Raw genomic sequence first — 26,786 nt, forward strand, 5'->3', positions numbered from 1 at the left:
GGTGCTGTTGCCGAACAGCTGTGAGCGGCCGGGCCCGAAGTCGGTGAGCGCCGCGACGAACTGCTCGGGCGTCGAGGTCGTCGTCTCCTTGAAGTGAATGGTGGACATGTTCGCTCCTTGTGTTTCGGCGGTGATGGGTGTTGTTCCTTCGTCGACGACGTTCCCGCCGCAGAGCGACGGCGGCCGCTGCGATTAGACCGGGAACGTCACGCCGGTCAATTTCTCCGAGACCGTCCACAAGCGTTGCTGGATCGCTGTGTCATGCGATTGTGGACTCGATTCGACGATTTTCGGATAGCCGCGGGTCTCCAAGAATCCACCTGGTCCGTAGTACTGACCGCCGAGCACGTCGGGGTCGGTGGCCGCGCGGAGTATCGACAAGGCACCCATCGCCGGGCTCTGCGTGGCGATGGGTGCGATAACAGGCACGAGCGCACGCAGCGCAGCCGGCATGTTGCGCATCAAGTCGGTGTTGGCGGCACCAGGGTGAGCCGCGACCGCGATCGTCTCGCCGGTGCCGGACAGGCGACGTTGCAGCTCGTAGGTGAACATCAGATTCGCCAGCTTGGACTGGCCGTACGCCGCCACCCGGTTATAGGACCGTTCCCCTTGCAAATCGTCGAAGTTGATCCGCGCCCGGATGCGATGGCCGACGCTGCTGACCGTGACTACCCGCGAGCCCGGTACCGGCAGCATTCTGTCGAGCAACAGCCCCGTGAGCGCGAAGTGTCCCAAATGATTCGTGCCGAATTGCAGCTCGAACCCGTCGCTGGTGATCTGCCTCGGCGTGTACATCACCCCAGCGTTGTTGACCAACAGATCGATCGTGGAATACGCGGACCTGAGCTGTTCGGCAGCATTGCGCACGGATTCCAACGAGGTTAGATCGAGCTGTTGAACGGTGGTGTCCGCGCCTGGGACTACAGCGGCAATACGGTCCGCGGCATATTTACCCTTGTCTACATCGCGCACTGCCAACACCACCGACGCGCCGTGCGCCGCAAGTGCCCGAGCGGCCTCGAACCCGAGTCCGCTATTGGCGCCGGTGACGATCGCCAGTCGGCCCTTCTGAACTGGTATGTCTTGCTCCGTCCACCTGTTCGCCATATTTTCCTCCCAAAGATCGGTCGGTCCGTCGGTTCACCCGACGAGCCCGGCGAGGGGCGAGACTTATATCCCCACCGTCGCGCTCCCGGTGCAGTTGCGCAAGGGGCGGCAACCGCCACGCACGCGTGCACGACACATCGCCGTGGTCATCGGTGTCCTGGCTCAATTAGGAGCGGGACGATGTCGAGTGAGCTCAGATGTTCGGGATCGGCGACGATATCGATGGCAGTGATCCGTGTGCCGGTGACGGTGACGTCGAGTACCAGCGCCGCACGACCAGGCGGTGTGTTGAGGATGCCGATGCGGCCGTCGATGAGCGCGATCCGCGCGTATCTGGCCCGCTCGGCGAAGGCGCGCGCCCCCCGTGCGACAGCCGTCGCGCCTCGCACCTCCAGCGGGTGGTGTGTCGGGGCCACGGTGGCGTCGACGTGCAGCACGACGTCGGGGTCGAGGACCGTGAGTAGGTCTTCGAAGTCACCGCTGCGTGCAGCGACGAGGAAGGCTTCGACGATGCGCCTGCGACGGGCTTGATCCGAGTCGAGGACAGGATCAGCTCCGCGGACCCGGCGGCGAGCACGAGAGGCCAGCTGGGCGGCCGCGTTCACCGAGCGGCCCAGAATCGGCGCGATCTCGGCCAACGGGACATCGAACAGGTCGTGGAGCACGAAGGTAACGCGCTCGGCCGGCGTGAGTGTCTCGATGACCGTGAGCAACGCCAACCCGACCGAATCGGCGACGATCGCCTCATGCTCGGGGTCCGTGCCGGTGCCGGGTGCGGGCTGACCCGGTTCGGGTGTCTGCAGTCCCGACGGTTCTTCACGCCGGGTGCTGCGAGCGCGGAGCATGTCCAAGCACACCCGCCCGACGACGGTGGTCAGCCAGCCGGTCAAGTTGTCCACGTGGTCGGTGTCGGCGCGGTCGAGCCGCAACCAGGCTTGCTGGACGGCATCGTCGGCCTCGCTGAGCGAGCCCAGCATCCGGTAGGCGACCGACCGCAGGTGGCCGCGGTTGCGTTCGAACCGTTCGGCAAGCAAGTCCCTGTCGTCCATCTGTCACCTCCGACGCCACTGTCATCTTCCTCCGCCGTCATTCGTCATAGATATGACGGAAGCAATCGGCCTCGGATGTCATCGCCGAGGCCGATCACCGAGGAGGAACCACTGCCATGCTCGAGAACTCGCGCCCGATGAAGCAGACAGCAGTCGAGCTGGGCGGCGAGCTCGACCGGGAGGCGGCTGCGTCGGCGCTGGACCCGCGGCGCTGGCTCGCGCTGGTCGTGATGCTGGTCGCCGGGTTCATGGATCTGCTCGACGTCACCATCGTCAATGTGGCGATCCCGAGCATGCTCGAGGACCTGGAAGCCGCCTACGCCCAGATGGAATGGGTCCTCGCCGGCTACGTGCTCGGGTTCGCAGCGCTGTTGATCACCGGCGGCCGGCTCGGTGACATCTATGGCCGCAAACCCGTATTCCTGATCGGCGTCGCCGGGTTCACCCTCGCGTCGGGACTGTGCGCCGCCGCCGACCCGGCCATGCTCATCTCGTCGCGGCTGTTGCAGGGCGCGATGGCAGGGCTGATGGTTCCGCAGATTTTGGCCATCGTGCACGTCAGCTTTCCCGCGAACGAGCGGGGCAAGGCGCTGGGCATTTGGGGTGGGGTGCTGGGCTCGGCGTCGGTGGCCGGGCTGGTCCTAGGTGGCGCGCTGCTGCAGTGGGATCTTTTCGGTTGGGGGTGGCGCCCGATATTCCTTATCAACGTTCCGGTGGGCATCTGCGCGCTGGTCGCGGCGTGGTTGCTGGTCCGCGACTCGCGGTCACCGGCCGCGTCCCGGCTCGACTCGGTCGGGTCGCGCTCGCCACGACTGCCGTCGTCATGGTCGTCTATCCCCTGACCGAGGGACGCAGTCTGGGCTGGCCCGCATGGACAATTGGGCTGATGACCGCAGGGGTGATGCTGCTCGGCGTGTTCGTCGTCTACGAGGGCCGGCGCACCCGCACCGTCGGGTCACCGTTGATGGCGCTCGCCCTGTTCCGAATACGGGCCTTCTCGACGGGCATGACGACGTGGGCGATCTTCTGGGTCGCGCTCGGTGGCTTCTTCTTCGTGTGGACGCTCTATATGCAGGTCGGCCTGGGCTGGACACCCCTGCGGGCCGGGCTGACCGCCGCCCCGTTCGCCGTGGCCGCGGCCGCCGGATCCGGGCTGTCGGTGCAAGTGTTCGTGCCCCGGGCCGGGCGCCGGGTCCTCGCGACCGGTGCCCTGGTCAACGCCGCCGGGTTCGCCGGCTACATCTGGGTGGCCATCCATTACGGACCCGCAATCACCTCCTGGCAGATGATCATCCCTCTGACGATCTCCGGTTTCGGATTCGGTCTGGTCGTCGCCCCGATGGTCGACCTGATCCTCACCGGCGTCCCCGCACCCGACGCGGGATCGGCATCCGGAACGTTGAGCACCGTCCAACAGGTAGGGATGGCCCTCGGGATCGCCCTGGCAGGCATCGTGCTCTTCACGCAGCTCGCCGACGACTCCGGACGCGGCGTCAGCGCCGTCACCCCCGCCCTGCATCAGCAACTCACCTCGGCCGGTGTGCCGACTGCGGATCAGGATGCCGTTATCGCGGGGTTCCGCGTCTGCGTCCGCGACAGGTCCGCCGCGACCGATCCCCCCCAAATCCCCGAGAGCTGCAGGGCCCGCCCTGACACGCCGCCTGCGGTGCAGCGCATCCTGATCATCGCCGGCCCGCAAGCCAACGCCCACAATTTCGCCCACGCGTTCGGCTACACCCTCTGGTACGGGGTGGGCACCATGATCGCGGTCTTCCTCGGCATCTTCGGGCTGCCGCATCAGATGCGGCGAACAGACCTCTCCGAACAACTGGCCTCGACCGCTGCATGACGGGGTTCCGGTAGTAATCGTGCGGAAAACAACGACAATGGCTTGACCAGCGGCGATGTCGGGCTTTCGGTTTGAGCTGCGGGACATCGTGATTGGTGCTTGGCTTGGCTGCCGATGAGGTTGGTCGGTGTGCTGGAGGTCGGGTTTCGTGGCGATACAGGTGTTCGCGGACGAGGAGTTGGCACGTCTGCGGGAGTTTCCGGAGATCAGCCGCGAGGAGTTGTTCCGGTTCTTCACGCTCACCCCGGCCGATATCGCATTCCTCACGCCCGGCCGCGGGCGCGGCCCGGCGGAGCGACTCGGACTTGCTGCCGCACTCTGCACGCTGCCATGGCTCGGATTTGTGCCGGACAGGGTGGCCGCCGCGCCACCGGTGGCGGTCGCGCGTCTGGCGGAGCAGTTGAAAGTCGATGCGTCGCTGATCCGTTCGTACGGTAAGCGGGCGCAGACGCGCACCGAGCATCTGCGGTTGGCGGCCCAGTATTTGGGGTGGCGGCCGGCGGGGACGATGGAGTTGAAGGAGCTCGACGAGTTCTTGCTGGCGCGGGCGATGGAGCATGATTCGCCGACGTTGTTGTTCCGGTTGGGGTGTGAGTATCTGCTCTCGGGGCGGGTGATCCGGCCCAGTCCCGACACTGTTGTTCGTCGCGTCGTGCATGCGCGCGAGCGGGCACAGCGCGAGACCTACGACCGGTTGGCGCACGTACTGACTCCGCAACGGTGCTCGGAGTTGGACGGTTTGCTGGTCACCGATGCGTCGATCCGGATGTCGCGGTTGCGGTGGCTGTCGACCGGGCCGGTGGAGGCGTCGGCGGCTGCGGTGCGCAACGAGGTCGAAAAGCTGGGATTTGTGCGCGGCCTGGGTGCGGACACCTTGGATATGTCGGTGCTCCCGGCGGAGCGCCGTCGATTTCTGGCCGCGCTGGGCCGCCGTCTGACCGGTCAAGCCCTGGAGCGGCGCGATCCGCAGCGGCGGTATCCGATCTTGTTGACGGTGTTGGCGCAGTCGGCCGCCGAGGTGCTCGACGAGGTGGTGGCGTTGTTCGATCAGTCGCTGTCGGCGAAGTTCAGTGCTGCCGAGAACCGGATGCGTGAGGAACTGGCCGAGCGCGGCAAGACCGGAGAAGACCGGCAAGCGCTGCTGGATGAGCTGCTGGCGATCATTATCGACCCGCAGATCCCCGACGAGGATGTCGGTGGATTGATCCGGGGCGAGGGCATCGGGTGGGAGCGGTTGCGGGCGGCGAAAGCCCAAGCCCGCCCGCGGTTGCCGCGCGATCATGGACATCTGGCCGCTCTCGATACCTCGTATTCGTATCTGCGGAAGTTCACTCCGGCGGTGTTGTCGGCGGTGCGGTTCGCTGGCGGTACCGCGTCGACGGAGTTGCTGGTCGCGGTGAACATGCTGCGCGAGCTCAACGCGACTGGTCGCCGGAAGGTGTTCGACGACGCGCCGACGGGATTTGTGCCGACCAAGTGGCGCGGCTATCTCGACGAAGCGCGCAAGACCGGGAACACCGTCGGCTACCGGCACTATTGGGAGCTGTGCGTGCTGCTCGGGTTGCGGGACGGGCTGCGCACCGGGGACGTGTTCGTACCCGGATCCCGCCGCTACGCCGACCCTGCGGCCTACCTGCTCACCGGTGAACAGTGGGAACCCCAGCGCGCCGAATTCTGCCGCCTGGTCGACAAACCTGCCGACCCGGCCTGTGCATTGGCCGCGCTCACCGACGAGTGGCAGGAGGCGGTCGGCGAGCTCGAGCAGATGCTCGCCACCGGCGACGGGCAGGTGCGCCTGGATGAGGCCGGTGATCTGGTGATCTCACCGCTGACCGCCGAAGACATCCCGACCGAGGCCATCGCGTTGAAGGCCGAGCTGACCGAGATGTTGCCGTTCGCGCCGATCGTGTCGCTGCTGATCGAGTTAGACAAACGCACCGGCTACCTGGACTGCTTCACCCACGCGGGCGGCAAACACGCCCGCAGTCCGGAGCTGAAACGCAACCTCATCGCGGTGCTGCTGGCCTCGTCGACCAATCTGGGGTTGACCCGCATGTCTGAAGCGTCCGGGATCTCCTACGACATCCTGGCGTGGACGGAGGAATGGTATGTGCGGGAGGAGACGCTGCGGGCAGCGAACCTGGCGCTCATCGGCTACCACCAAAGACTGCCGCTGACAGCGGCTTTCGGCACCGGCACCCTGTCCTCCTCGGACGGGCAGCGGTTTCCGACGCGCGGCAAATCGGTCACCGCGCGTACAGTGCCACAATTCTTTGCTGACCAGGGCTTGTCGACTTATACCCATGTCACCGATCAGCACACCATCTATGGCACCAAGGTGATCGTCACCACCCGGCGCGAAGCCCACTACGTACTCGATGAGATCCTCGGTAACGCAACCGATCTGCCGATCACCGAGCATGCGACAGACACTCACGGGGTGACCCTGGTGAACTTTGCGTTGTTCGACCTGCTCGGGATGCAGCTCTCCCCGCGGATCCGGGACCTGGGCAAGATCACCCTCTACCGGCCGTCGCAGCGCGCCGAGGTCGAGGCACGGTTCCCGCACGCGGGACCGCTGCTGACCCGCAAGCTGAACCTGGACCTGATCGCCGAACACTACGACGACCTGCTGCGGCTGGCCGGATCGCTGAAATTCGGCCACGCCACCGCATCCCTGCTGGTTGGCAAGCTGTCGGCATCGGGTCGCCAGAATGCCCTCGCGGCGGCGCTCAAGGAATACGGTGCCATGCGCCGCACCATCTACGCCTGTCGGTATCTGACCGATCCGGACTACCGGCGCAAGATCTCTCGTCAGCTCAACAAGGGCGAATCCATCCATGCACTGAAACGTGGCCTCATCTACGCCCACGAAGGGGCCTTCCACGCCCGTCATCTGGAAGCCCAGACCGAACAAGCCTGGTGCCTGACCCTGGCCACCAACGCGGTAATCGCCTGGACCACAGAGTATTACGGGCTCGCGGTAGACCAGATGCGCCGTCAGGGCCGCCGCATAGACGCCGATGTGCTGGCCCACATCTCGCCCGCGCACAGCGAGAACATCAATTTCTTCGGCGCGATCGAGGTCGACATCGACGCCGAGCTGGCCGCGCTCGGCCCGACCGGGTACCGGCCGCTGCGCGTGCGCGACACTGTTCTGACAACCCGTGCTGGGGTCGGCCGGGCGGCGCCACCCCATCAGGCACCCAGCCGCGATGAAAGGCCTTGCCGACCTCGCCGACCCGCACAGCTATCCACGATCTGGAATTGACTCGGTAGTGCCGGTCGAGCTCGTTTCGGGTTTCGTGTAGAGGACCTCGCGGCCCTGCGCTGCGGCGCGCAGGATGCTTTCGCTGATGAAGTCGCTGAAGCGGGCCATGTTCTCGAGGCGGGTGGCGGCCGGGGTGCCGCGGCCGTAGATGTCGACGCCTTGACGGGTGATCTCGGCGACCTTGGCGAGGCCACGGGCGCTCTCGATCGTCGACTGATACCAGACGTTGTCATCGACGATGTAGCGCTCGCGACGGCGTTCGTCGCGTTCGCGCCGGACCAGGCCCTGGCTTTCGAGGAACGCGATCGCCTTCGAGATCGAGGCCGGGGTGACCTGGAGGCGCGCGACGAGTTCGGACACGGTGGAACTGCCCGTGTCGGCAGTGAAAAGGCAGGTCAACACCCGGGCCATCATGGTGGGCATGCCCTGTGCCATGAGCAGGGTGGTGAACGTCTCCTCGTAGGCGCGCATGGCCTCGACATCGCGTCCGTGCGCTTGCGCCGGTGTTCGCTGCCCTCGGGGCGCGGCCTGGCGGCGCTGGTGCGCGCGGCGTTCGGTGGCGCGATGGGCCAGATCGGCGCGGTAGGCAGTCGGGCCGCCGTTGCGCATCACCTCCCGCGTGATCGTCGAGGTCGGCCGATCGAGGCGCCGGGCGATCTGGGCATAAGGGAGATTGTCGGCCAGTCCCAGTGCGATCTGGCGGCGTTCGGCCTGGGTGAGCCTGCCTCCCGACATCGCGACCTCCTTGGTGAATCCGTCGTGGCGGTCCGAGGTCCCGACTGTAGCGTCCAGTCCCCATTCAACGCAACGAACAAAGAACGGTTTCGTTGCGTTAGATCTACTGCTTTCGCAACAGTTTATGCGCATTTAGCTGGATTGACCCATATTCTACGCAACGTTTATGTTGCTGAAGAATGGAATGCAACATAGCGTTTGCGATGTCAGAAACAACAAACCAGTACCGGAGAGAACGATGCAGACCTTCGACACCCCCACCCCGATCACCGCCGTCCTGGACATCCCGGCCGGACGCATCCAGGTCATCGCCTCAGACCGCACCGACACCACCGTCGAGGTCACACCCGCCAACCCCGCCAAGAGCCGCGACACCAAGGTCGCCGACCGCACCACCGTCACCTACACCGAGGGCGTCCTGCGGATCACGGCCTCGACCCCGGGCAACCAGCTCTTCGGCCCCTCCGGATCCCTGGAGATCACCGTGCAACTGCCCGCCGGCTCCCATATCGAGGCCACCGCGGCCGGCAGCGAACTGCGCGGCGTCGGACGCCTCGGCGAGGTCGCCTTCGACGGTGCCGCACAGACCAAGATCGACGAGGCCGCGAGTGTCCGCCTCGCCGCGGTCGACGGCGACGTCGAGGTCGGCCGCCTCACCGGCCCGGCGGACATCAGCACCACGCGGGGCGATATCCAGATCGCCGAGGCCGTGCGCGGCACGGTTGTGCTCCGCACCCAGTCCGGCACCATTTCGGTCGCCGCCGCTGCCGGGGTCTCGGCCGCACTGGACGCGGACACCATCCACGGCCGAGTCAGCAACGCCCTGAAGAACGACGGCACGGCCGAACTCGACATCCGGGCCACCACCTCCCGCGGCGACATCATCGCCCGCAGCCTCTAAAAGGACCAGAACCCAGACACGACCAGGAGCAGACCCATGACGAACAACCGCACCCACCCGACCGATACGACCTGGACCGGCATGGTGCCCGTCGATGACACCACCCTGGCCGTCACCGACACCGGCGGCCCCGGCATCCCGGTGCTCTATGTCAACGGCCACGTCGCCACCCAGAAGAACTGGCGGCACGTGATCGCCGATCTCGGGCCGGAATGGCGCCACATCACCTACGACATGCGGGCCCGCGGCAAGTCAGGGACCTCGGCGGACTACTCGTTCGAAACCAACGTCGCCGATGTCGACGCCGTGCTCGCGGCCAGGGGTGTGGAGCGTGCGCTGGTAATCGGCTGGTCCTACGGCGCATTCGTCGCCGCACACTTCGCCAGCCGCAACCCCGACCGCACCGTGGGCGCGGTCCTGGTCGAGGGCGCCCAACCGCACGACTGGATCGACGAGGTCGATATCGAGGCGATGCGGAAACTGTGGCGACGGCTGGGCTGGATGATGCCGCTGATGCGCGCGATGGGTATGGGCGCGCGGATGACCGCCGAACAGATGGCCGACAGCAATATCGAGGCCGGCGAGATCGCCCGCGAACGAGTACTGGGTCCGGTGATGGACAACATCACTGTCCCGACCCGGTATGTGAACGCTTCGGGATCCTCGTTCGGCAGCAAGGGCGATTCGCAGGAACGCATCCGCGCCAGCCTGCACAAGGTGGTCGAACGCAACCCGAACATCACCATCCACGCGAAAGTCCCCAGCAACCACGGCAACATCCTGCGCAAGGACTACCGCACCGTCGCCCAAGCCGTCCGCGAGGTCGCCGGGCCCGAGGGCGGGCAGCACTGAAGACGAGACCAGCGAACTCGGTCAGCCAGGCAGCACGTGTGCCGGTGTCACGATGAAAATTGTGACACCGGCACAGTTGGTCGACGGCCCGGCGTCCGAAGCTGTTCCGTTAAGCGACCGGTGAACGGAACACCCCGTCGCGCGGCTCGGAGCCCCGGTCACGAGTGTTCCGTAGAGGTGTTCCGGGAACCGTCCCGGTCAACCCCCGCTATCCGGAACAATTCGACCATGGGTGAGCCATTTCGGGTGGGGTACTGCCGCTGCTCCACCGACGAGCAGGACATCGAGATCCAGACCGATCAACTGCTCGCGCTCGGAGTACCGCGCGAACGGATCTTCATCGATCGAGGCTTCTCCGGCACGACACGCAAGAACCGCACCGGACTCGATAACGCGCTCGCCGCGGTCACCTCGGCCGCCGCGGCCATCACCGGGCGGCAGGTGGTGCTGACGACAACGAAGTTCGACCGGTTCGCGCGGAACATGGCCGAAGCCGGGGAGATCCTGACCGGTCTGCGTTAGCGCAACGTGCTGTTCGGGCTCGGCACCTCGATCTACGACTGGCACGACCCGTTCGGCAAGCTCTTCCTGCAAACCCTCGCCATGGTCGCCGAGTTCGAGGCGAACCTGAACCACCTGCGCACCCGCGAGGGCATGGCCAAGGCCCGCGCGAAAGGCCGCCTCAAGGGCAAACAGCCGAAACTGCCTCTCGCAGCACGGAAAACGATCCACCGCCGTTACCACGACCCCGACGACGACGCGAGCCTGGCCGACCTCGCCGAGGAATACAGCGTCGGCCGCTCCACCATCCACCGCATCATCAGCGGCACCGCACCACGGGCATAGCGCCCACGGCGTTCATCTACCCGGTACTGGACACCCCGAACCACTCGACATCACCGCTGGTCAAGGCATTGTCGTTGTTTTCCGCACGATTACTACCGGAACCCCATGACACGACCGTTGTCCGCCATGTCGGCCTTCCGGAGAATCTTGCTCGGCCCGCCAAGGGAATCGACGATGAATTTCGACTCCTTGTGCGTTCAGGAGCAGCGGGGCTACGCGATATCCTTCGTTCTTCAACGGCTACTACTGGAACCTGTATCGGTGTTCTGAAGTGTCAGTGGGACGCGATGGGTCCCAGCGGACGCAACGACCAAGGCATCGCCTCGATCGGGACTGTCGCAACAGACCTGTCCATCCGGCTCGTCTTGGATCCGGTCGTGAATTCGGGATCGGTCCCCATAATGACGCGGCCTTCGCTGTTGACCAGCACTACTCGCTGACCGGATGCCTGGAATCGCGGAAGCAAGACCTCCTCGATCGCGGCGACCGGTACGTCGGCCCCGGCAATTCCGAGGAATGTTCCCGATGTGGTCGTGACCGGTATCGAGAATGTGCAAACATACTGATCGGAGCACGCGTAATCGAGGTGCGGCCCCTGCACCCATCGCCGACCCTGCTCGCGCGGAATCGTGAACCAGTCCATTCCGGTGTAGTCGTAGAAGTATTCGCTATCGGGATTCAGTTCCAGCAGCAGGCGTTGCGCGTCCGGAAGCCACCATTCCAGGTGACGGGGGCGATCAGCGAGAACGCTGTCGGCCATCACTACGCCTGCGCCGGTGAACAGCTTTCCGCGCCGCTCGAGCTCACCGGCAATAGTCTCGCGCAGCGGTGCCAGGTCAGTCGACTGGGGAGCGGACCGCAGATTCTCGGTGAGACCACCCCACAAGATTGTCAGTGCGGTTCCGATAGTTTCCAGCGACAGGTAGATCTCGTCGACCAGTTTTGCGACGGAACTAGCGAGCAACTCGACGGTCGCCGGGGCCGGAAAGCTATCGGTGTCCCTCATCAATCACTGAGCTCCAAGCGTAGGGCGACGAGACGGCGGATGCGTGATTCCGTATGCGATTCTGCCAGTTCTCTCGCCTGGGCATCGTCTTCTCGTTCGATCGCGTCCACCAGGTCATGATGGGAGGCCGCCTCAGCTGCCGGCTCCAGTTTCAGCCGCGGCAGCCAGAGCAAGGCGGAGAGTTCTGCTTGCAGACCGACCTCGGCGCGGGTCAGCCGGGTTGACTGCGCACACACCGCCATCTCGATATGAAAGCGGCTGTCGGCTTGGCGTGCCGCGACAAGTTCGGTGCTGTCCTTCAGCCGGTCGGTCAGGGTGCGGAGCCGAACTATGTCGGCCCGCACCCCGCGGCGTGCGGCAAACACAGCAACCGCTCCGGTGACGGCGAAGTGCTCGTCCCCCAGATCACGCAGCTCCTGGATGCTCATCTGCTGCAACCGCGCCAGCGAGGTGTTCTCGAAAACCTCCGCTGAAGCGCTGATGAAGCTGCCACCCCCGCGCCCGCGCTTGGTGTGCACGATGCCCTGCTGCCGAAGCACCACCAGCGCCTCCCGCAGGGTCATCGTCGATACCCCCAACTGGTTGGCGAGATCAGCCTCGCTCGGCAACTGCTGGCCGTCGACCATCACGCCGAGGCTGATCGCAGCGGACAACCGCTGCGCCACGGCCTCGGTTTTCGGACCGCCGCCCTCGAGCGGCGAAAGCACGGCGCCGAGCGCGGTCAATCCGGCCCTCTTCTGGTGAGGCAACGCGACTCCTCGGGTGGCGGGGACGTGACACGATTCTAGTCGACTAACACTTGAAATATGAACTCTAAAGTTAGATGTACATCACAGTGGGTCCCGCCCGCACCCGTGGTCACCCCGGCAGTGTTCGCAATCGCCAGGCGGCGGGGCGGTGGATGCCGAGCTGCCTGGCGACGAGGCGCGTCCTGGGTGGGCGGCGGGACTTAATGCGATTTTTACTGAAGAACCTCTTGAACTATGAAATCTAATGTCTTATGTTCAAGGCATGTGAACTGCCCCACCCGGACAACTTGACGCGCCGACGTCACGATCGAAGCAGGAATTCCTCATGTCCGAGAACCCGACCTGTCCTAGCGGGCACCTCCAGTGGTGCATCCGTGGCCGTGCCGAGTTGCCAGCCGAGATGGTGGCGCATAGCCGGGTGCGGCCGGTCGATGGTGGTCGCCAAATACCCGAGGCAAGAGTGCGACGGCGGGGTATCGAAGATGGATGATATGTGGCGAACGGAAGTCGACGGACTGCGTGTGACGTGGCGCTTGGTTCAGCATCATCTGATCGCAATTATCGCGGTGGACAACGCATCCGACGCTTCGCCGGTAGCTTCCTTCTGCCCGAGCAACTACCCGGATCTCGCCCTGGCGCGAGAACTGCTTCCGGAACTGGCGAGGCTGTGGGATGCGGTCCGTCACGAATTCTGGACGAAACTCATTCCGCCGATGTCTCTGGCGGCGAGGCAGCGGGTATTGGCATAGCGTGCCGAACGCCGACCACTCCGGTGCGTGCTCAGCCCCGGACGTCGTGGCCCACCCCCGCGTGGACTCGGAGTCTCGGCGCCGCCACCAGGGCCGGCTGTGTCATCGCCAGGAATGCTCCGCGTGGGCTCGACTCTCCGTGAACGCGCCTCGCACAATGCCGCGCGGGTCGTAGGGGCGGCGACAACCCACTTTGTTGTCCTTCATCGCGATCCCGGCACCGAATCGCTTGCTGCTCTTCCAAGCAAACTGCGGGAAATGCCCTGCCCGCATCAAGAAGCCGGGGTTGCCGACACGCCCCACAAGGTGGTGGGCTGTTTGGAAACGCCACATCACTCATATCCTGATCAGCTCGCAGTCCGGTCGGGAAAGAAGGCGGTTCACCAGGCAACCGCTTGGAATAGCCGGCCAGATATCAGCGCCGAGACGACCATGGAGCAACACATGGACGACGAGACCGAACGCACGCCGCGACTCACCGCGTTCCCGCGCATCGACGACTACGGTTTCATCTCCGATTGCGAGGTCACCGCACTTATCGCCCCCAGCGGAGCCATCGAGTGGATGTGCCTACCCCGCATGGACTCCCCCAGTGTCTTCGCAGCCATACTCGATCGTTCCGCCGGTTCGTTCCGGTTCGCCCCTGCCGACTTCATGGTGCCCACCGATCGCCGCTACGTCCCCGGCACGATGGTCATGGAGACGAGTTGGCGCAGTGGCGAAGGGTGGGCGACAGTTCGCGATGTGCTGCTGGTCGGCCCCTGGCGGCACCAGACACCCGGCCATAGCGCCCATCGCCGAACTCCCACCGACTACGACGCCGAGCACATTCTGCTGCGGACGGTGCACTGTGAGACCGGGCAGATTCAGTTCGTGCTCGACTGCCAGCCGTCCTTCGACTACGGCAGGCATCGCGCTCATTGGGAGTATCTCGACAGCTACCACCTCGCGCAGGCCAGCGCTGACGGAATCGATCTGCAGCTGACGCTGAGCACCGACATGCGCTTGGGGCTGGAAGGTACGCACGCGCTTGCCCGCACCCTGCTGAAGGCGGGCGACACACGCTTCTGTGCGCTCTCCTGGGGTAGTCGCGACGCCCCCCGCGCCGTTGACGACGCCGACGAACGGCTGCTACGGACAATCCACCATTGGCGGCACTGGCTGGCCGGCGGGCGGTTTCCGGATCATCCGTGGACTGCCCAGCTCACCCGCAGCGCGCTGACCCTCAAGGGTCTGACCTTCGCCCCCACCGGTGCCATCAGTGCTGCGGCCACCACGTCATTACCCGAAACCCCAGGTGGACAACGCAATTGGGACTACCGCTACTCGTGGATACGCGACTCCGCCTTCGCGCTGTGGGGACTGTACACACTGGGCTTCAGCTGGGAGGCGAACGAATTCTTCTCGTACATCATCAGCTTGACCGAAGATGTCCGCGACATGCAGATCGTCTACGGCATCGGCGGCGAAACCGACCTCACCGAACGGACTCTCACCCACCTGCGCGGCTACGAAAATGCCGGCCCCGTGCGCATCGGCAACGGCGCGTACCAGCAACGCCAGCACGATGTGTGGGGCGCTGCGCTGGACGCGGTCTATCTCTACGCACGCAACCAAGACCAAATCGACGCACGAGCGTGGCCGCTGCTGGGCCGGGCGGTCAAGAGCGCCCTCACCTACTGGCGCGAGCCCGACCACGGCATTTGGGAAGTACGCGGGGAACCCCAACACTTCACCTCCAGCAAGGTCATGTGTTGGGTTGCCGCTGATCGCGGCGCCCGGCTGGCCCGCATCCACCAGGACTTCGAACGCGCACATCGCTGGCAAAAGGCCGCAGACGAAATCCACGCCGACATATGCACCAATGCGGTCGACTCCCGGCAGGTGTTCACCCAGTACTACGGCAGCACGGCACTGGATGCTTCGACCTTGCTCATCCCGCTGGTTCGTTTCCTGCCCCCCGACGACGACCGGGTACGTAACACGGTGTTGGCCATCGCCGACGAACTGACCGAGGACGGCCTCGTATTGCGGTACCGCGTCAGTGAAACCGACGATGGATGTGCGGGGGAAGAAGGCGCTTTCACGATCTGCTCGTTCTGGCTTGTCTCGGCACTGTCGGAGATCGGCGAAAAGAAGCGAGCCAAACAGCTGTGCGAGAAACTGCTTGCCTACGCCAGCCCTCTTGGCCTCTACGCGGAGGAGATCGACCCACGAACCGGCCGGCACTGGGGCAACTACCCCCAGGCATTCACCCACCTCGCGCTGATCAACGCCGTAATGCACGTCATCCAGGACGAACAAGCCGTACTGCGGCAGGCGCTGGGCGGGGAATCGATCGCCCCACGACTGGACGTTGCATCATTTACACCGGGATACATGCACCGCTAACCCTGACGCTCGGGATAACGACGACAGCTCGACCACCGGACGCGAGAGGGTGCGGTTCGCCGATCGGTAATGCCACCGCTACAGTGGCTTCCGCGATCCAGGCGCAAATGTAGGTGATCTGGTCTTACCGCTCGAGCACCCCGAGTGTCGAGGCTTCGGACCGAAACGTGTCGGAGGTGGTGGCGATAGATGGGGCAGTCCCACGAGTGTCCGTACTGCGTAGGGCCTAAATCGACTGTAGACCCACAATTCTGGGTACGGTCCGTGCGTGGTGAACCACGGTAAGACGTGTGTGCTCCTTGTCAGGGGAAGCGGCTTACCAAGGCCGACGCTCGGACGCGCGCCTCTACCTCGGAATCAGGCAACCATGGCAATAACACGGCGACATGCCGTCGTCCTCAGTACTTTCGCGGCAGTCACGCTTGCTGCCTCGGCGTGTAGCACCCAGTCCACGTCGACACCGCCAACCAGCGCGCGGCTCACGACCTCGGCGGCACCCGCCACCCGCGCGACGCCCGCCCCGACGACAACCTCCTCGGTGATACCGACTACCCCGGCCACACCACCAGCGATCATCGCGCCCGCACCGCCGGCTGCCGCACCCGCGCCCGTCGCACCGCCGGCTGCGGCGCCCGCGCCGACAACCCCCGCATCTCCCAGCGTCTACTACTCGAACTGCGCCGCAGCTCGCGCTGCCGGCGCCGCGCCGCTACGACGCGGCGAACCCGGCTACAGTTCGAAACTCGACCGCGACAACGACGGCATCGCCTGCGAGTAAAGGCCGGCGAAGCCACCGAAAACCGCTGCGGCACACCCTTACTCGTGATCAGTGTGGGCACCCGGCTGGATATGGCGCCGACCGGCACCGCGACAAGTACAGTTTCGGCAAGCTCAGCGCCGTACGAGCGGGCGCGCCACCCGTCACTACGTGCGTGCGAGAGGGCCGCGCCGGATCGCTTCATTCCCCGTCGCCAACACCGCCGGAAGGCGATTCACCTACCGCGTAGGGGTGGTTGTGGTGGAAGGTGTCGCGTGCGCGGTGGTAGTGCTCATGCTCGCTGGGATGCCGAGCTCGACCTCGATATAGGGCCTCAGAAGGGTCTCCCACGCGGAGCGCATCCTGTTGTATTCGTCTACACACCCGGCGGCACGCTGATACGGCAGGCGCCCTTTTGCTCCAGCTCATCCGGTTGGGCCAACAGAACGCTGAGCGCGCTGGGTAGGGCACCGTAATCCCAGCACAACAGGTTGTAGGCGCGTACCTGGGAGAGCGAGTGTCGTCGGCGAAGGTGCGTGCGTCGAGACTGGCCGGATCGTTGGAGATGTCGAACCACAAGTCGGCCGCCGCGGCCACGCTGCCGACGCGACGGGGCCGGGGGTGGTCAACTCGAGCAGCGCGCCGAGCTGGTCTGCAGAGTCCTCCTCACGTCCCGTTGTTGGCAGCGAATACAGGTTGAATTGCGTCGCGGCCAACCCTGAGCAGTCAGACCGTGAGGACCATGCGGTATCGGGCCCGCCCCTGTTCCAATGCGGCATAGGCCTCGGCAGCTTGATCCAGTGGCCGTTCCTGGGTTCGCGCGCGCACACCGGATTGGACCGCGAATTGCATCGTTTCCTCGATATCGCGCGCGGTGCCGGAGGCGTGGCCGGTGACGCTGAGTCCGGTCATGATCAGCTGCGTCGGGGTGATCGGCAATGGCTCGGCGGTGACGCCGATGGCGATGAGTTCACCGCGCGGTAGCAGCCCACCAACCGTTTCGGCCATGGCTGTGGCGCTGCCGACGGTCCCCAGAACGACCGACACACCACCGAGCCCGCGCAATGCCTTGCTGACATCACCGGCGGTCGAGTCGATGTAGTGGTGGGCGCCGAGCGCGCGGGCGTCCTCGGCTTTGTCAGGGCCGCGGGCGATCGCAATCGTTTCAAAGCCCATCGCGCGCGCGAACTGCACGCCGAGGTGGCCCAGTCCGCCGATCCCCAGAATGGCCACACGGTCGCCGGGCACCGCCCTGGTTTCGCGAAGCGCGAGGAAGGTGGTGACTCCGGCGCAACCCATCGGCGCGGCCTCGGCCAGGGAAAGCTCGTCGGGGATGCGGGCCAGCGCATTGGCCGGTACGGTCACCGACTCGGCGTATCCACCGGGGTAGTGCCAGCTGGGGACCTGCAAGTTCTGGCAGTGGATGAAGTCGCCTTTCCGGCATGGGATGCACTTACTGCAATGCCCACCGAACCAGCCCACAGCCACGCGGTCACCGACGACGTAATTGTCGACATCGGCGCCCAGTTCGGCGATCGTGCCGGCGATCTCATGCCCGGGTGTCAGCGGCCACGCCATGCCGGGGAACGCGCCGCTGATGAACGCACGGTCGGTGCCGCAGATCCCACACGCCGAGACCGCGATGCGCACATGGTCGCGAGGTGGTGAAGTCGTATCAACATCGACCAGTTTCAGCGCCGCACCGGCGGACTGCACGTGAACAGCCTGATGAGTAGACATCGGTATCCTCGCTTTCCTCGGGGAGCGTCGGTGGCGGCGAGGGCCTCACCGCAGCAGGATCGAGGCAGTGGCGCCGGCAATTCTCGAACGGCAATCGGGGCACCGGATGAAACATCAGTTCTCACGGTCGGTGGCACCCTGGATGCCACCGACGCTACTATCGCCTTCAACGATGGTGCCAGCGGCACCCTGGTCGTGTCCGTAGAACTACCTGGTCGTGCCACCTTGCGCCGGCCGGCCACGGCTCGTCATCCGTCCTGCGCGGCGTCGCACGCCCGAGCAGAAGGTACCGACCCAACAAGGGTGCCTGGAGAATTATACGTTCGCCGAGGCGGCACTGAGGTGTAACGCCGCGGGTGCGCGGGCGCGTGGGTCGTCGAGCAACCTTCGGTGGGTGGTCCGGATGTCGAATCTTTGAGCCGACTGTGAAGTCGCGGACCGGCATCGAGTGCTGGTTGTGCCAGCAGATTCATGACGGACGGGAACTTTCTGGCGCCACCGGGGAAGAATCGAGCAGAAACCGGTTCAGTCGGTTGGTCGTCGCAGTTCGCGCGCGACCGAGTTCGTCTCGGCGATCAGTGAGCATGCCCAGTATGACCAGCTCCGAATCGGGCTCGACAGGAAGCAGATTCGGCGAATACAGCGCCGCCATCGCCACTGAGCGTGCGTCGACCGGGCCGGTCTTGCGGCCGTTGACGGTGGCGAATACTCGCTGTCTGGCCATCAGGTGACAACCGCCGATGCCAGGTCCTGTATGAACGCATGCATGCCCGCCAGCGTGTGCGCGGGCATCATGACGTCGCAGTACGGCAGGGCTGCCGCCATCGCACCGGTGGCTGGCTGGAACCGGGAGTCGCCTGCACGAGGGTTGAGCCAGATGACGCGCCAAGCCCGGCGTCGGATCCGGGCCATCGCGCGGGCGAGAACATCGGGGGTGTCGCTGTCCCAGCCATCCGAGGCGATGACGACGACGGCGCCGCGCACCGCATTGCCGGACGGAGTGGCAAGTAGCGTGCCGAGGCATCTGCCGATGTGCGTGCCGCCGTAGCGGTCGACCGCCTTGTCATTTGCCCGGGCCACCGCGACATCCGGCGAACGGTGCGCCAGCACCGAGGTCAGCCTGGTCAGCGAGGTGGAGAAGGCGAACACCTCGGGGCGATCGGGCGAACGGCGCTGCATCGCGGCCCGCATCAGGTGCAGGTAGATCGTCGAATACGGCTGCATCGAGCGGCTGACGTCGCAGATCATGACGATTCGGCGCGGGCGGCTACGGGGACGAGTGCGGACCAGCACCGCTGACTCCCAGCCGGTGCGGCGGGAGTTGTTCATCGTCGCCCGGAAGTCGATCCGCTTGCCGTGCGGATGGTTTTCGTAGCGCCTGCTGCTGCGCTGCGGCCAGTGCGCCGACGCCTGCTCCAGCCACGTTCCGACCGTTCGCAGATCGTCCGGATCGAAGTGATCGAACGGTTCCTGTGCTCGTGCCGCGAGCCGGCTCGGCAGGACGTCCGGCAGCGCCACACCCTGGTCGGTCGATCGGTCGGCAACGACCGCCGATCGCGTTGTCACCCAAGGGACTTCACCGCTTTGCCGAGATTGCCCCTGCCCGCTCACGCGCGGTGCCGACGGGCGTTCGGTCGGCAGGCTGCGCGTTCGGCTGGGCGGGTCCACGCCTAACACCGCGTCGGCGAACACCGTCGCGAAGACCGCGTCGAAGGCAGCGAGATCCTGCATGCGATCGACGAGCGTGAGCCGCGCAGCCCAGTAGAACTCGGTGCGCGACCGCGGCGCCATGCGGCGCAAGGCTTGCACGAACAGCGCCGGCCCGCTCGGGGCCACCGCGACGCCACCACGCCGCAGCCGCGCGACCACCGCGACAGCGAAGGCAGCGAGATCGACACCCCGTAACAGAACCGCCCGTGTCATCGCTTCCTGCGCATCAGCTTGCGTACCAGGACAATTGCGAGCACAGCCGCCAGCCCCGACGCGATCACCGGCGCAAATTTCTTGACTATCGCGGGCCCGACCAGATCGACGAGGTCGAGCGGTGCCGGCTCGGATTGCGCGACCGGTTGCGGCCGCATCCCTCGGCCATCCGGCCCCACCACCGGCTGCGCGGCGGCCGAATCGCCCGCCGCGAGTTTCGCTTCCAGGGCTGCCACGAACTGACCAACCAGTTTCTCGGACACCTGCAGCAGTATCCCGCTGCCGAATTGGGCAAGCTTGCCGACGATCTTGAGGTCGGTGTCCACGGTGACGCGGGTCTTGTCGCCGTCTTCGTGCAGTTGCGTGGTGATGGTCGCCGCTGCGTTTCCGGATCCGCGTGAATCCCGGCCGCTGCCGTTGATAACGGCGCGATGGTGGTGTTCGTCGCGCTCGACGAAATTCGCCTTCCCGGTGAATTCGCTGGTCACCGGGCCGACTTTGACCTCGAGTTTGCCGAGGAAGTCGGCTCCGTCCCAGCCGACCATCTGCGCTCCAGGCATCAGCGGGACCACTTGTTCGAGGTCGGTCAGCACCTCCCATGCCCGCTCGACGGGCGCATTGATGGTGAACTCGTTGGCAATCTTCATCGGAGTATCCCTCTCATCCGGTAGCCAAGCCTTGGGTGTACTCGACGAATGCCGTGTGCACGGTGGCGCGGTCGTCGGGTGTCTTCGCCAGTGCGCTCAGCGCGGTCACCGCCTCCGGCGCGGTGAGATCGGAGACGTCGAGCGTCGCCAGCGCGGCGATCCAGTCGATGGTCTCGGCGACGCCGGGCGGCTTGTCGAGATCGAGATCGCGGGCACGGCCGACGAATCGGGTGGCGTGCTCGATCAGCGCGTCGGTTGCCCCGGGCACGGTGCGTCGCACGATCGCCACCGCGCGGGCGGGCTCCGGGTAGTCGATCCAGTGGTAGAGGCAGCGCCGGCGCAGCGCGTCGTGCAGGTCGCGACTGCGGTTCGAGGTCAGCACCGCGGTTGGCGGGTGTTCGGCGACGAAGGTCCCGAGTTCGGGAACTGTCACGGTGGCCTCACCGAGGAATTCGAGCAGCAGCGCTTCGAATTCGTCATCGGCACGGTCGATTTCGTCGATCAACAGCACCGGCGGCGTCGGACCGCGATATCGCACACAGCGCAGGATCGGGCGGTCCACCAGGAATGCCTCGGTGAACAGGTCGGCTTCGGTGAGATCGGTGCCGCGCGCCTCGGCGAGCCGGATGCTGAGCAGCTGACGCTGGTAGTTCCAGTCATACAGCGCTTCGCTCACGGTGAGGCCCTCGTAGCACTGCAGGCGGATCAGCGGTGCACCGAGCACGGTGGCCAGGGTCTTCGCCGCCGTCGTCTTGCCCACTCCCGGTTCGCCTTCCAGCAGCAGCGGCCGACCCAAAGTGGTGGCCAGATAGAAGGCGGCGGCGGTCCCGGTATCGAGTAGGTAGTCGTCGGCGTCGAATCGTCGCACCACGTCCTCGACATCGTCGAACGGCGACATCATGGCGACGCCGCGGCACGCAGGCGCTCGTAGTCGTCCCAGGTGTCCACGTCCAAGGGCATCGGTGCGTCGATGTCGAGTCGGGACACCATGACGCGGCCCGACTCGATGATCTTCCACACGGCCTTGTCGCCGTGTAATCGGGCCAACTCGCTGAATACGCTGCGGCTCAGCCAGAATGGATGCCCGATACCGTCGTTGTAGCGGCAGACCGTGATCGCGGCCGACATTCCCTCTTCGATCAGTCGGTCGACGGTCGCCTCCGACAGACCCGGCTGATCACCGAGCATCAGCACGACTCCGGCGGCCCGGGGATGCACCGCGCTCAGTGCCGAACGCAACGACGACGAACAGCCCGACTCGAAGTTGTCGGCCATGGCCACCTCCATGCCGCTGAGATCGACCTGCTGCCGGACCGCCGCCGCTGCGCCACCGAGGGTGACGATGATCTGATCGAAAGCGCAAGATCGCACTATGTCGAGAGTGGCGCCGAGAACCGTCGTATTCCGGTACGGCAGTAGCTGTTTTGCAGTGCCGAGACGCCGTGAGGTTCCCGCAGCGAGTACGACTCCGGTGACAAACCCGGTTGTCATGAGCCCGTCTTCGCCGCGGCGAAGGAGGTACGACAGCCGGAGCTGCAGAACCAGTAGTCGATATCGTCGATAGTGAGATGTGGTGTGTCCGGCCCGATCGTCACGGCCATGCCGCACACTGGATCGAGCGCCTCGACCGCGACATCCACCGGGCGGGGCGTGACGGCCAGGCCATCTTTGCGGATCGCCTGGATCACTTGCGCGACAATCGAGACGGCGATCTCCGCGGAGGTCTTGGCGCCGATCGGCAAACCCACCGGGGTGCGCACGCGCGCCCGCTCGGCCTCGCTCAACCCGAGCTCGTCGAGAATCGATGCACCCCGAATCTTGCTGGCCACCAATCCGATATACCCCACACCGGTGTCGAGCGCGGCGCGGATCATCTCGGCTTCCGGGCCACCGTGGCTCGCGATCACCATCGCCGTCGTGTCCGCCGGCGAGTCGGCGCCGGCAGCACTGCGCTGCACCCCGAATCCCACCAGTTCGCACATTTCGGCCAGCGCGTCCGCGATGGGTGTCGCGCCGCAGATGCGCACCAGCGGCGCCGGGATCTGCGGCTCGAGGAAAATCTCCAGCGCTCCGCCGGACAGGCAGGGATTCACCACCACCGCCGCGCCGGGCGCTTCGGGAAACTGCAGATCGCCGTCGGGCAGCACGCGCAGCAGCACACTTTCATGCGACTGCAGGGCACCCAGCGCCGCCTTGCGGACCGAGTTCTGGGCGCACTGGCCGCCGACGAATCCTTCGATCGTCCCGTCTTGCAACAGGATCGCCTCGTCGCCGGCATGCGCCGAGGTCGGCTGTTGCGCGCGCACGACGGTCGCGTGCACGAACGGAGTCCGGGTGCGAACCAGCTGCTGTGCCCGCTCGGTCAACTTCATCGGTGATCTCATCGCTCGCACTCACTCAGATAGGCGGTGTGGCCCGCCCCTGCATCGCTTCCCACACCCGCGACGGTGTCAGCGGCATGTCGGCGTGCCGAACTCCGAACGGCGCCAGCGCATCCACCACCGCATTGACCACCGCTGGCGGAGATCCGACCGTGGCCGATTCGCCGATGCCTTTTGCGCCGATCGGGTGGTGCGGCGAAGGAGTGACCGTGTACCCGGTCTCGAGATGCGGAACCTCTAGCGCCGTCGGGATGAGGTAGTCCATCAGGGATCCGCCGAGGCAATTGCCGTCCTCGTCGAAGGCGATGATCTCCATCAGCGCCATGCCGATGCCGTCGGCGATGCCGCCGTGCACCTGACCCTCGATGATCATCGGATTGATCCGGGTGCCGCAGTCGTCGACGGCGAGGAAGCGCCGGACCTTTACTACGGCCGTCCCCGGGTCGATGTCGACGACGCAGAAGTACGCACCATAGGGGTAGGTGAGATTCTCCGGGTTGTAACAGATCTGCGCGTCGAGTCCGCCCTCGATACCCTCGGGCAGATCACCGGCGCCGTGTGCTCGCATCGCGATCTGCTGGATCGTCACGGCCGCGGACGGATCGCCCTTGACATGGAACGATCCCTTCTCCCACTCGAGGTCGGCGACGGAGACTTCGAGCATGCCGGATGCGATGATCCGCGCCTTATCGCGCACCTTCCGCGCCACCAGTGCGGCAGCGGCGCCCGAGACCGGTGTCGACCGGCTGCCGTAGGTGCCCAGGCCGAACGGAGTCTGATCGGTATCGCCGTGCACCACGTCGATATCGTCCGGCGGGATGCCGAGTTCTTCGGCAACGATCTGGGCGAAGGTCGTCTCGTGCCCCTGTCCCTGAGTCTGAACCGATATGCGCACAACGGCTTTGCCGGTCGGGTGGATGCGTAGCTCGCACCCGTCGGCCATCCCGAGTCCGAGGATGTCCATATCCTTGCGCGGACCCGCGCCGACGGCCTCGGTGAAGAAAGACATCCCGATGCCCATCAACTCGCCGCGGGCGCGCTTGTCCTGCTGCTCCTTTCGCAAGGCGTCGTAGCCGATCATCTCCATCGCCAGGCGCATGGTCTTCTCGTAGTCGCCGGAGTCGTAGACCCAGCCTGTTTTGCTGCGGTACGGGAACTGTTCGGGGCGAAGGAGATTTCGCAGCCGCAGCTCGGCCGGATCCATCTTCAGTTCGTAGGCTAGGCAATCCACCAACCGCTCGACGAAGTAGACGGCCTCGGTGATCCGGAACGAGCACGCGTAGGCGACGCCGCCAGGAGCCTTGTTGGTGTAGACCGCGGTCATCTTGCAGTAGGCGGCCTCGATGTCGTAGCTACCGGTGAAGACGCCGAAGAAGCCGGCCGGATACTTCAACGGCGCGGCCGTACCGTTGAAGGCGCCGTGATCAGCGAGCACGGTCGACCGGATGGCCAGGATCTTGCCGTCGGCGGTGGCGGCGATCTCGCCGACCATGATGTAGTCGCGGGCGAACCCGGTGCTGGTGAGGTTTTCGCTGCGATCCTCCATCCACTTCACCGGTTTGCCCAGCAACAGTGATCCGACGATGGCGCAGACGTATCCCGGATAGATGGGCACCTTGTTGCCGAATCCGCCGCCGATATCGGGTGAGATCACCCGGATCTTGTGCTCGGGCAATCCGGCCACCAACGCGTAGAGCGTGCGGTGGGCATGCGGCGCCTGGCTCGTCGACCACAGCGTGAGCTTCCCGGTCACGGGATCGAGATCCGCGACGGCCCCGCAGGTCTCCATCGGGGCGGGATGCACTCGCGGATAGACGATCTCCTGTTCGACGACGACGTCGGCGCGCGCGAATACCGCCTCGGTCGCGGCGGCGTCGCCGGTCTCCCAGTCGAAGCAGTGGTTGTCCTTCTTGCCCTCGAGATCGTCGCGGATCACCGGCATCTCGGGCGCCAGTGCAGTCCGGGCGTCGATCACCGGATCGAGCATCTCGTACTCGACATTGATGAGCTCCAACGCATCACGTGCGGAGTAGCGATCCTCGGCGACGACGAAGGCCACCTCCTGGCCCTGGAATCGGACCTTATCCGTCGCCAGCACCGCCTGCACATCGTTGGAGAGCGTCGGCATCCAGGCCAGTCCCTTCGCCGCCAGATCCGCACCCGTGACAACCGCCCTGACCTTCGGATGTGCCTGTGCCGCAGAGACATCGACGCTCACGATCCGCGCGTGCGCGAACGGGGAACGCAGGATCGCCAAATGCAGCATGCCGGGCAGCGACACGTCGTCGACGTAATTGCCGCGTCCGCGAATGAACCGCGGATCCTCCTTGCGGAGCATCCTGCCGTGACCGCACGGCTTGTGGTCGTTGTCGACACGGTCTTCGGGCCGGGACTCGACGGCGGTCATGACGCGCTCCCTACCGGCGCCGGCGCGGCAACGGGTTCGGGCTCCGCTGCTTCGCCTCGTTGCTTCGCCGCGGCCCACTGGATCGACCGCACGATGGTGGTATATCCGGTGCAGCGGCAGATTTGGCCCGAGATCGCCTCCCGGATGGTCTGCTCGTCGGGATTCGGGTTGCGGTCGAGCAGGGCGCGGGCAGTGATCATCATTCCGGGCGTGCAGAATCCGCACTGCAACCCGTGACACTGCATGAAGCCCTCCTGCACGGGATCGAGTTGGCCGTCCACCTCGAGCCCCTCGACGGTGCGCACCGCACGACCGCCGGCCATGACGGCCAGCATCGTGCACGACTTCACCGGTTCGCCGTCGACCTCCACCACGCAGGTGCCGCAGTTGCTGGTGTCACAGCCCCAATGGGTTCCGGTGAGCCGCAACTGGTCTCGCAGGAAATGCACGAGCAGGGTACGTGGCTCGACCTCCGCGGTCACCGGCTCGCCGTTGACGGTCATGGTTACCTGCATGGTTAATTCCCTTCCAGCGCAAGATGGTTCAGAACGCGCTCGACCGCGGTGCGTAGCACGCGAATCGTCAGTTCGGACGCGAGATGGCGTTTGTAGTCCGCGCTGCCGCGCGCATCGGAGCCAGGTGCGCACGCTGCGCTCGCCCGGCGGCCCGCCTCCGAGAAGACCTCCTCGGTAGGCGGCTCACCGAGGAGCACGTCCACCGAGGAGGCGAGCGCCGCTGGATCGGGATTGACCGCCGTCAGGCCGATCCGCGCGGCCGCGATCGTCCCGCCTTGCAGCGTCACCGTCGCCCCGGCCGCCGCGATCGCCCAGTCGCCGACCCGACGCTCCACTTTCGCGTAGGCACTCGATGTCCTATGCCGCACGGGAATTCGGATCTCGATCAGAAGTTCGTTGTGCGACATGGCGGTTTCGTACGGACCGACCAGAAAGTCGTCCATCGCGATCTCCCGGTCGCCGGACGGTCCGCGCACCAGGCAGGTGGCGCCGAGGACCGTGCAGACCGTGCAGAGATCTTCGGCGGGATCGGCCTGGCACAGCGAACCACCGATCGTGCCGCGGTTGCGCACGACCGGATCGGCGATCACGCGCTCGGCATCACGGAAGATCGGGCACACCGCGGCGAGATCGTCGGACTCGAGCACATGCCGATGCCGGACCATCGCACCGATTCGTACCAGGGTCGGATCGGTGACGATGTAACCCAGTTCGGCAGCCAGGTCGTTGATGTCGATGAGATATTCCGGATTCGCCAGACGCAGCTTCATCATCGGCAGCAGACTGTGCCCGCCCGCGACAATGCGCGCCTCCTCCCCCAGCCGGTCCAGTAGTCCGATGGCGTGATCCACGCCCGTTGCGCGCTCGTATTCGAATGGCCCAGGAACTTGCATGTGATCGACCTCACATCA

Annotated in this window: 22 protein-coding genes and 2 pseudogenes; 9 read left to right on the forward strand and 15 right to left on the reverse strand. The window is 65.6% G+C overall.

The annotated features are described in order from the left end of the window. Nucleotides 1-192: 192 nt before the first annotated feature. The gene (locus ACLMAL_RS27215; protein WP_328401155.1) at nt 193-1,107 is read right to left on the reverse strand and encodes an SDR family NAD(P)-dependent oxidoreductase; all 915 of its coding nucleotides are present in this window, start codon (nt 1,105-1,107) and stop codon (nt 193-195) included. Between the two features lie 146 nt (nt 1,108-1,253). Continuing rightward, complete coding sequence (locus ACLMAL_RS27220) at nt 1,254-2,156, reverse strand: sigma-70 family RNA polymerase sigma factor (protein ID WP_412001677.1); 903 nt, start codon at nt 2,154-2,156, stop codon at nt 1,254-1,256. 116 nt (nt 2,157-2,272) lie between these two features. On the opposite strand from ACLMAL_RS27220, the gene ACLMAL_RS27225 reads away from it, so the two are divergent. The 3 genes and pseudogenes from ACLMAL_RS27225 to ACLMAL_RS27235 form a co-directional block, all read left to right on the forward strand. Further along, nucleotides 2,273-2,998: an MFS transporter gene (locus ACLMAL_RS27225; protein ID WP_412001678.1), complete on the forward strand. Its 726-nt coding sequence runs from the start codon at nt 2,273-2,275 to the stop codon at nt 2,996-2,998. Continuing rightward, a complete protein-coding gene (locus tag ACLMAL_RS27230; protein WP_412001679.1) occupies nt 2,980-4,005 on the forward strand; it encodes an MFS transporter in 1,026 nt (341 codons plus the stop codon). Before ACLMAL_RS27225 ends, ACLMAL_RS27230 begins: the two co-directional genes overlap by 19 nt. 148 nt (nt 4,006-4,153) lie before the next feature. Continuing rightward, a pseudogene (locus ACLMAL_RS27235) lies at nt 4,154-7,162 on the forward strand (Tn3 family transposase); the annotation flags it as partial. Between the two features lie 93 nt (nt 7,163-7,255). Here the strand turns inward: ACLMAL_RS27235 and ACLMAL_RS27240 are convergent. Continuing rightward, nucleotides 7,256-8,011, reverse strand: coding sequence for a helix-turn-helix domain-containing protein (locus ACLMAL_RS27240; protein WP_412001680.1), 756 nt, complete (start codon nt 8,009-8,011; stop codon nt 7,256-7,258). Between the two features lie 238 nt (nt 8,012-8,249). Here ACLMAL_RS27240 and ACLMAL_RS27245 point away from each other — a divergent pair, with 238 nt between their 5' ends. The 3 genes and pseudogenes from ACLMAL_RS27245 (at nt 8,250) to ACLMAL_RS27255 (ending at nt 10,610) form a co-directional block, all read left to right on the forward strand. Then, complete coding sequence (locus ACLMAL_RS27245; RefSeq protein WP_412001681.1) at nt 8,250-8,912, forward strand: DUF4097 family beta strand repeat-containing protein; 663 nt, start codon at nt 8,250-8,252, stop codon at nt 8,910-8,912. A 36-nt stretch (nt 8,913-8,948) separates the two neighbouring features. After that, nucleotides 8,949-9,764, forward strand: a complete 816-nt coding sequence (locus ACLMAL_RS27250; RefSeq protein ID WP_412001682.1) for an alpha/beta fold hydrolase — start codon at nt 8,949-8,951, stop codon at nt 9,762-9,764. 228 nt (nt 9,765-9,992) lie between these two features. Continuing rightward, nucleotides 9,993-10,610 (forward strand): annotated as a pseudogene (locus ACLMAL_RS27255) (recombinase family protein). Nucleotides 10,611-10,884: 274 nt separating this feature from the next. Here the strand turns inward: ACLMAL_RS27255 and ACLMAL_RS27260 are convergent. Further along, on the reverse strand, nt 10,885-11,616 hold the full coding sequence (locus tag ACLMAL_RS27260; protein ID WP_412001683.1) for a cache domain-containing protein: 732 nt from the start codon (nt 11,614-11,616) through the stop codon (nt 10,885-10,887). Then, entirely contained in the window at nt 11,616-12,365 is a 750-nt protein-coding gene (locus tag ACLMAL_RS27265) for a FadR/GntR family transcriptional regulator (RefSeq protein ID WP_412001684.1), read from the reverse strand. Before ACLMAL_RS27265 ends, ACLMAL_RS27260 begins: the two co-directional genes overlap by 1 nt. Before the next feature lie 431 nt (nt 12,366-12,796). Between ACLMAL_RS27265 and ACLMAL_RS27270 the strand changes: the two genes are divergently transcribed. Further along, a complete protein-coding gene (locus ACLMAL_RS27270) occupies nt 12,797-13,114 on the forward strand; it encodes a hypothetical protein (RefSeq protein ID WP_412001685.1) in 318 nt (105 codons plus the stop codon). 444 nt (nt 13,115-13,558) lie between these two features. Next, a complete protein-coding gene (locus ACLMAL_RS27275) occupies nt 13,559-15,505 on the forward strand; it encodes a glycoside hydrolase family 15 protein (RefSeq protein ID WP_412001686.1) in 1,947 nt (648 codons plus the stop codon). Between the two features lie 357 nt (nt 15,506-15,862). Here the strand turns inward: ACLMAL_RS27275 and ACLMAL_RS27280 are convergent, their stop codons facing one another. Further along, nucleotides 15,863-16,081, reverse strand: coding sequence for a hypothetical protein (locus ACLMAL_RS27280; RefSeq protein ID WP_412001790.1), 219 nt, complete (start codon nt 16,079-16,081; stop codon nt 15,863-15,865). Here ACLMAL_RS27280 and ACLMAL_RS27285 point away from each other — a divergent pair. Then, entirely contained in the window at nt 16,044-16,283 is a 240-nt protein-coding gene (locus ACLMAL_RS27285) for an excalibur calcium-binding domain-containing protein (RefSeq protein WP_412001781.1), read from the forward strand. The two genes, ACLMAL_RS27280 and ACLMAL_RS27285, sit on opposite strands and share 38 nt — an antisense overlap. 705 nt (nt 16,284-16,988) lie before the next feature. Here the strand turns inward: ACLMAL_RS27285 and ACLMAL_RS27290 are convergent. From ACLMAL_RS27290 to ACLMAL_RS27330, 9 genes are all read right to left on the reverse strand, one after another. Then, a complete protein-coding gene (locus ACLMAL_RS27290) occupies nt 16,989-18,002 on the reverse strand; it encodes an alcohol dehydrogenase catalytic domain-containing protein (RefSeq protein ID WP_412001687.1) in 1,014 nt (337 codons plus the stop codon). Between the two features lie 723 nt (nt 18,003-18,725). Continuing rightward, nucleotides 18,726-19,925: a vWA domain-containing protein gene (locus tag ACLMAL_RS27295; protein ID WP_412001688.1), complete on the reverse strand. Its 1,200-nt coding sequence runs from the start codon at nt 19,923-19,925 to the stop codon at nt 18,726-18,728. Further along, nucleotides 19,922-20,572 (reverse strand): SRPBCC family protein, encoded by a 651-nt coding sequence (locus tag ACLMAL_RS27300; RefSeq protein ID WP_412001689.1) that lies wholly within the window; start codon nt 20,570-20,572, stop codon nt 19,922-19,924. The genes ACLMAL_RS27295 and ACLMAL_RS27300 overlap by 4 nt, the downstream gene beginning before the upstream one ends. Before the next feature lie 13 nt (nt 20,573-20,585). Next, nucleotides 20,586-21,473, reverse strand: a complete 888-nt coding sequence (locus tag ACLMAL_RS27305) for an AAA family ATPase (protein ID WP_412001690.1) — start codon at nt 21,471-21,473, stop codon at nt 20,586-20,588. Beyond that, nucleotides 21,470-22,063, reverse strand: a complete 594-nt coding sequence (locus tag ACLMAL_RS27310; RefSeq protein WP_412001691.1) for an NTP transferase domain-containing protein — start codon at nt 22,061-22,063, stop codon at nt 21,470-21,472. The genes ACLMAL_RS27305 and ACLMAL_RS27310 overlap by 4 nt, the downstream gene beginning before the upstream one ends. Continuing rightward, nucleotides 22,060-22,944 (reverse strand): XdhC family protein, encoded by an 885-nt coding sequence (locus ACLMAL_RS27315; protein WP_412001692.1) that lies wholly within the window; start codon nt 22,942-22,944, stop codon nt 22,060-22,062. The genes ACLMAL_RS27310 and ACLMAL_RS27315 overlap by 4 nt, the downstream gene beginning before the upstream one ends. Before the next feature lie 25 nt (nt 22,945-22,969). Next, nucleotides 22,970-25,360: an aerobic carbon-monoxide dehydrogenase large subunit gene (locus ACLMAL_RS27320; RefSeq protein ID WP_412001693.1), complete on the reverse strand. Its 2,391-nt coding sequence runs from the start codon at nt 25,358-25,360 to the stop codon at nt 22,970-22,972. Next, nucleotides 25,357-25,875: a (2Fe-2S)-binding protein gene (locus tag ACLMAL_RS27325; protein WP_406230177.1), complete on the reverse strand. Its 519-nt coding sequence runs from the start codon at nt 25,873-25,875 to the stop codon at nt 25,357-25,359. Before ACLMAL_RS27325 ends, ACLMAL_RS27320 begins: the two co-directional genes overlap by 4 nt. A 2-nt stretch (nt 25,876-25,877) precedes the next feature. Beyond that, complete coding sequence (locus ACLMAL_RS27330; RefSeq protein ID WP_412001694.1) at nt 25,878-26,768, reverse strand: FAD binding domain-containing protein; 891 nt, start codon at nt 26,766-26,768, stop codon at nt 25,878-25,880. Between the last annotated feature and the right edge of the window lie 18 nt (nt 26,769-26,786).

Origin of the sequence: Nocardia sp. CWNU-33 (assembly GCF_046764895.1) — a bacterium.
Classification (GTDB): Bacteria; Actinomycetota; Actinomycetes; order Mycobacteriales; family Mycobacteriaceae; genus Nocardia.

Coding starts and splice junctions, on each gene's coding strand:
- ACLMAL_RS27230 (WP_412001679.1), top strand. CDS start 2,980: ATGGTCGTCTATCCCCTGACCGAGGGACGCAGTCTGGGCTGGCCCGCA.
- ACLMAL_RS27315 (WP_412001692.1), bottom strand. CDS start 22,944: ATGAAGTTGACCGAGCGGGCACAGCAGCTGGTTCGCACCCGGACTCCG.
- ACLMAL_RS27320 (WP_412001693.1), bottom strand. CDS start 25,360: ATGACCGCCGTCGAGTCCCGGCCCGAAGACCGTGTCGACAACGACCAC.
- ACLMAL_RS27280 (WP_412001790.1), bottom strand. CDS start 16,081: ATGATCGCTGGTGGTGTGGCCGGGGTAGTCGGTATCACCGAGGAGGTT.
- ACLMAL_RS27215 (WP_328401155.1), bottom strand. CDS start 1,107: ATGGCGAACAGGTGGACGGAGCAAGACATACCAGTTCAGAAGGGCCGA.
- ACLMAL_RS27240 (WP_412001680.1), bottom strand. CDS start 8,011: ATGTCGGGAGGCAGGCTCACCCAGGCCGAACGCCGCCAGATCGCACTG.
- ACLMAL_RS27325 (WP_406230177.1), bottom strand. CDS start 25,875: ATGCAGGTAACCATGACCGTCAACGGCGAGCCGGTGACCGCGGAGGTC.
- ACLMAL_RS27270 (WP_412001685.1), top strand. CDS start 12,797: ATGGTGGTCGCCAAATACCCGAGGCAAGAGTGCGACGGCGGGGTATCG.
- ACLMAL_RS27300 (WP_412001689.1), bottom strand. CDS start 20,572: ATGAAGATTGCCAACGAGTTCACCATCAATGCGCCCGTCGAGCGGGCA.
- ACLMAL_RS27290 (WP_412001687.1), bottom strand. CDS start 18,002: ATGTCTACTCATCAGGCTGTTCACGTGCAGTCCGCCGGTGCGGCGCTG.
- ACLMAL_RS27225 (WP_412001678.1), top strand. CDS start 2,273: ATGCTCGAGAACTCGCGCCCGATGAAGCAGACAGCAGTCGAGCTGGGC.
- ACLMAL_RS27310 (WP_412001691.1), bottom strand. CDS start 22,063: ATGACAACCGGGTTTGTCACCGGAGTCGTACTCGCTGCGGGAACCTCA.
- ACLMAL_RS27220 (WP_412001677.1), bottom strand. CDS start 2,156: ATGGACGACAGGGACTTGCTTGCCGAACGGTTCGAACGCAACCGCGGC.
- ACLMAL_RS27295 (WP_412001688.1), bottom strand. CDS start 19,925: ATGACACGGGCGGTTCTGTTACGGGGTGTCGATCTCGCTGCCTTCGCT.
- ACLMAL_RS27275 (WP_412001686.1), top strand. CDS start 13,559: ATGGACGACGAGACCGAACGCACGCCGCGACTCACCGCGTTCCCGCGC.
- ACLMAL_RS27260 (WP_412001683.1), bottom strand. CDS start 11,616: ATGAGGGACACCGATAGCTTTCCGGCCCCGGCGACCGTCGAGTTGCTC.
- ACLMAL_RS27245 (WP_412001681.1), top strand. CDS start 8,250: ATGCAGACCTTCGACACCCCCACCCCGATCACCGCCGTCCTGGACATC.
- ACLMAL_RS27305 (WP_412001690.1), bottom strand. CDS start 21,473: ATGATGTCGCCGTTCGACGATGTCGAGGACGTGGTGCGACGATTCGAC.
- ACLMAL_RS27250 (WP_412001682.1), top strand. CDS start 8,949: ATGACGAACAACCGCACCCACCCGACCGATACGACCTGGACCGGCATG.
- ACLMAL_RS27330 (WP_412001694.1), bottom strand. CDS start 26,768: ATGCAAGTTCCTGGGCCATTCGAATACGAGCGCGCAACGGGCGTGGAT.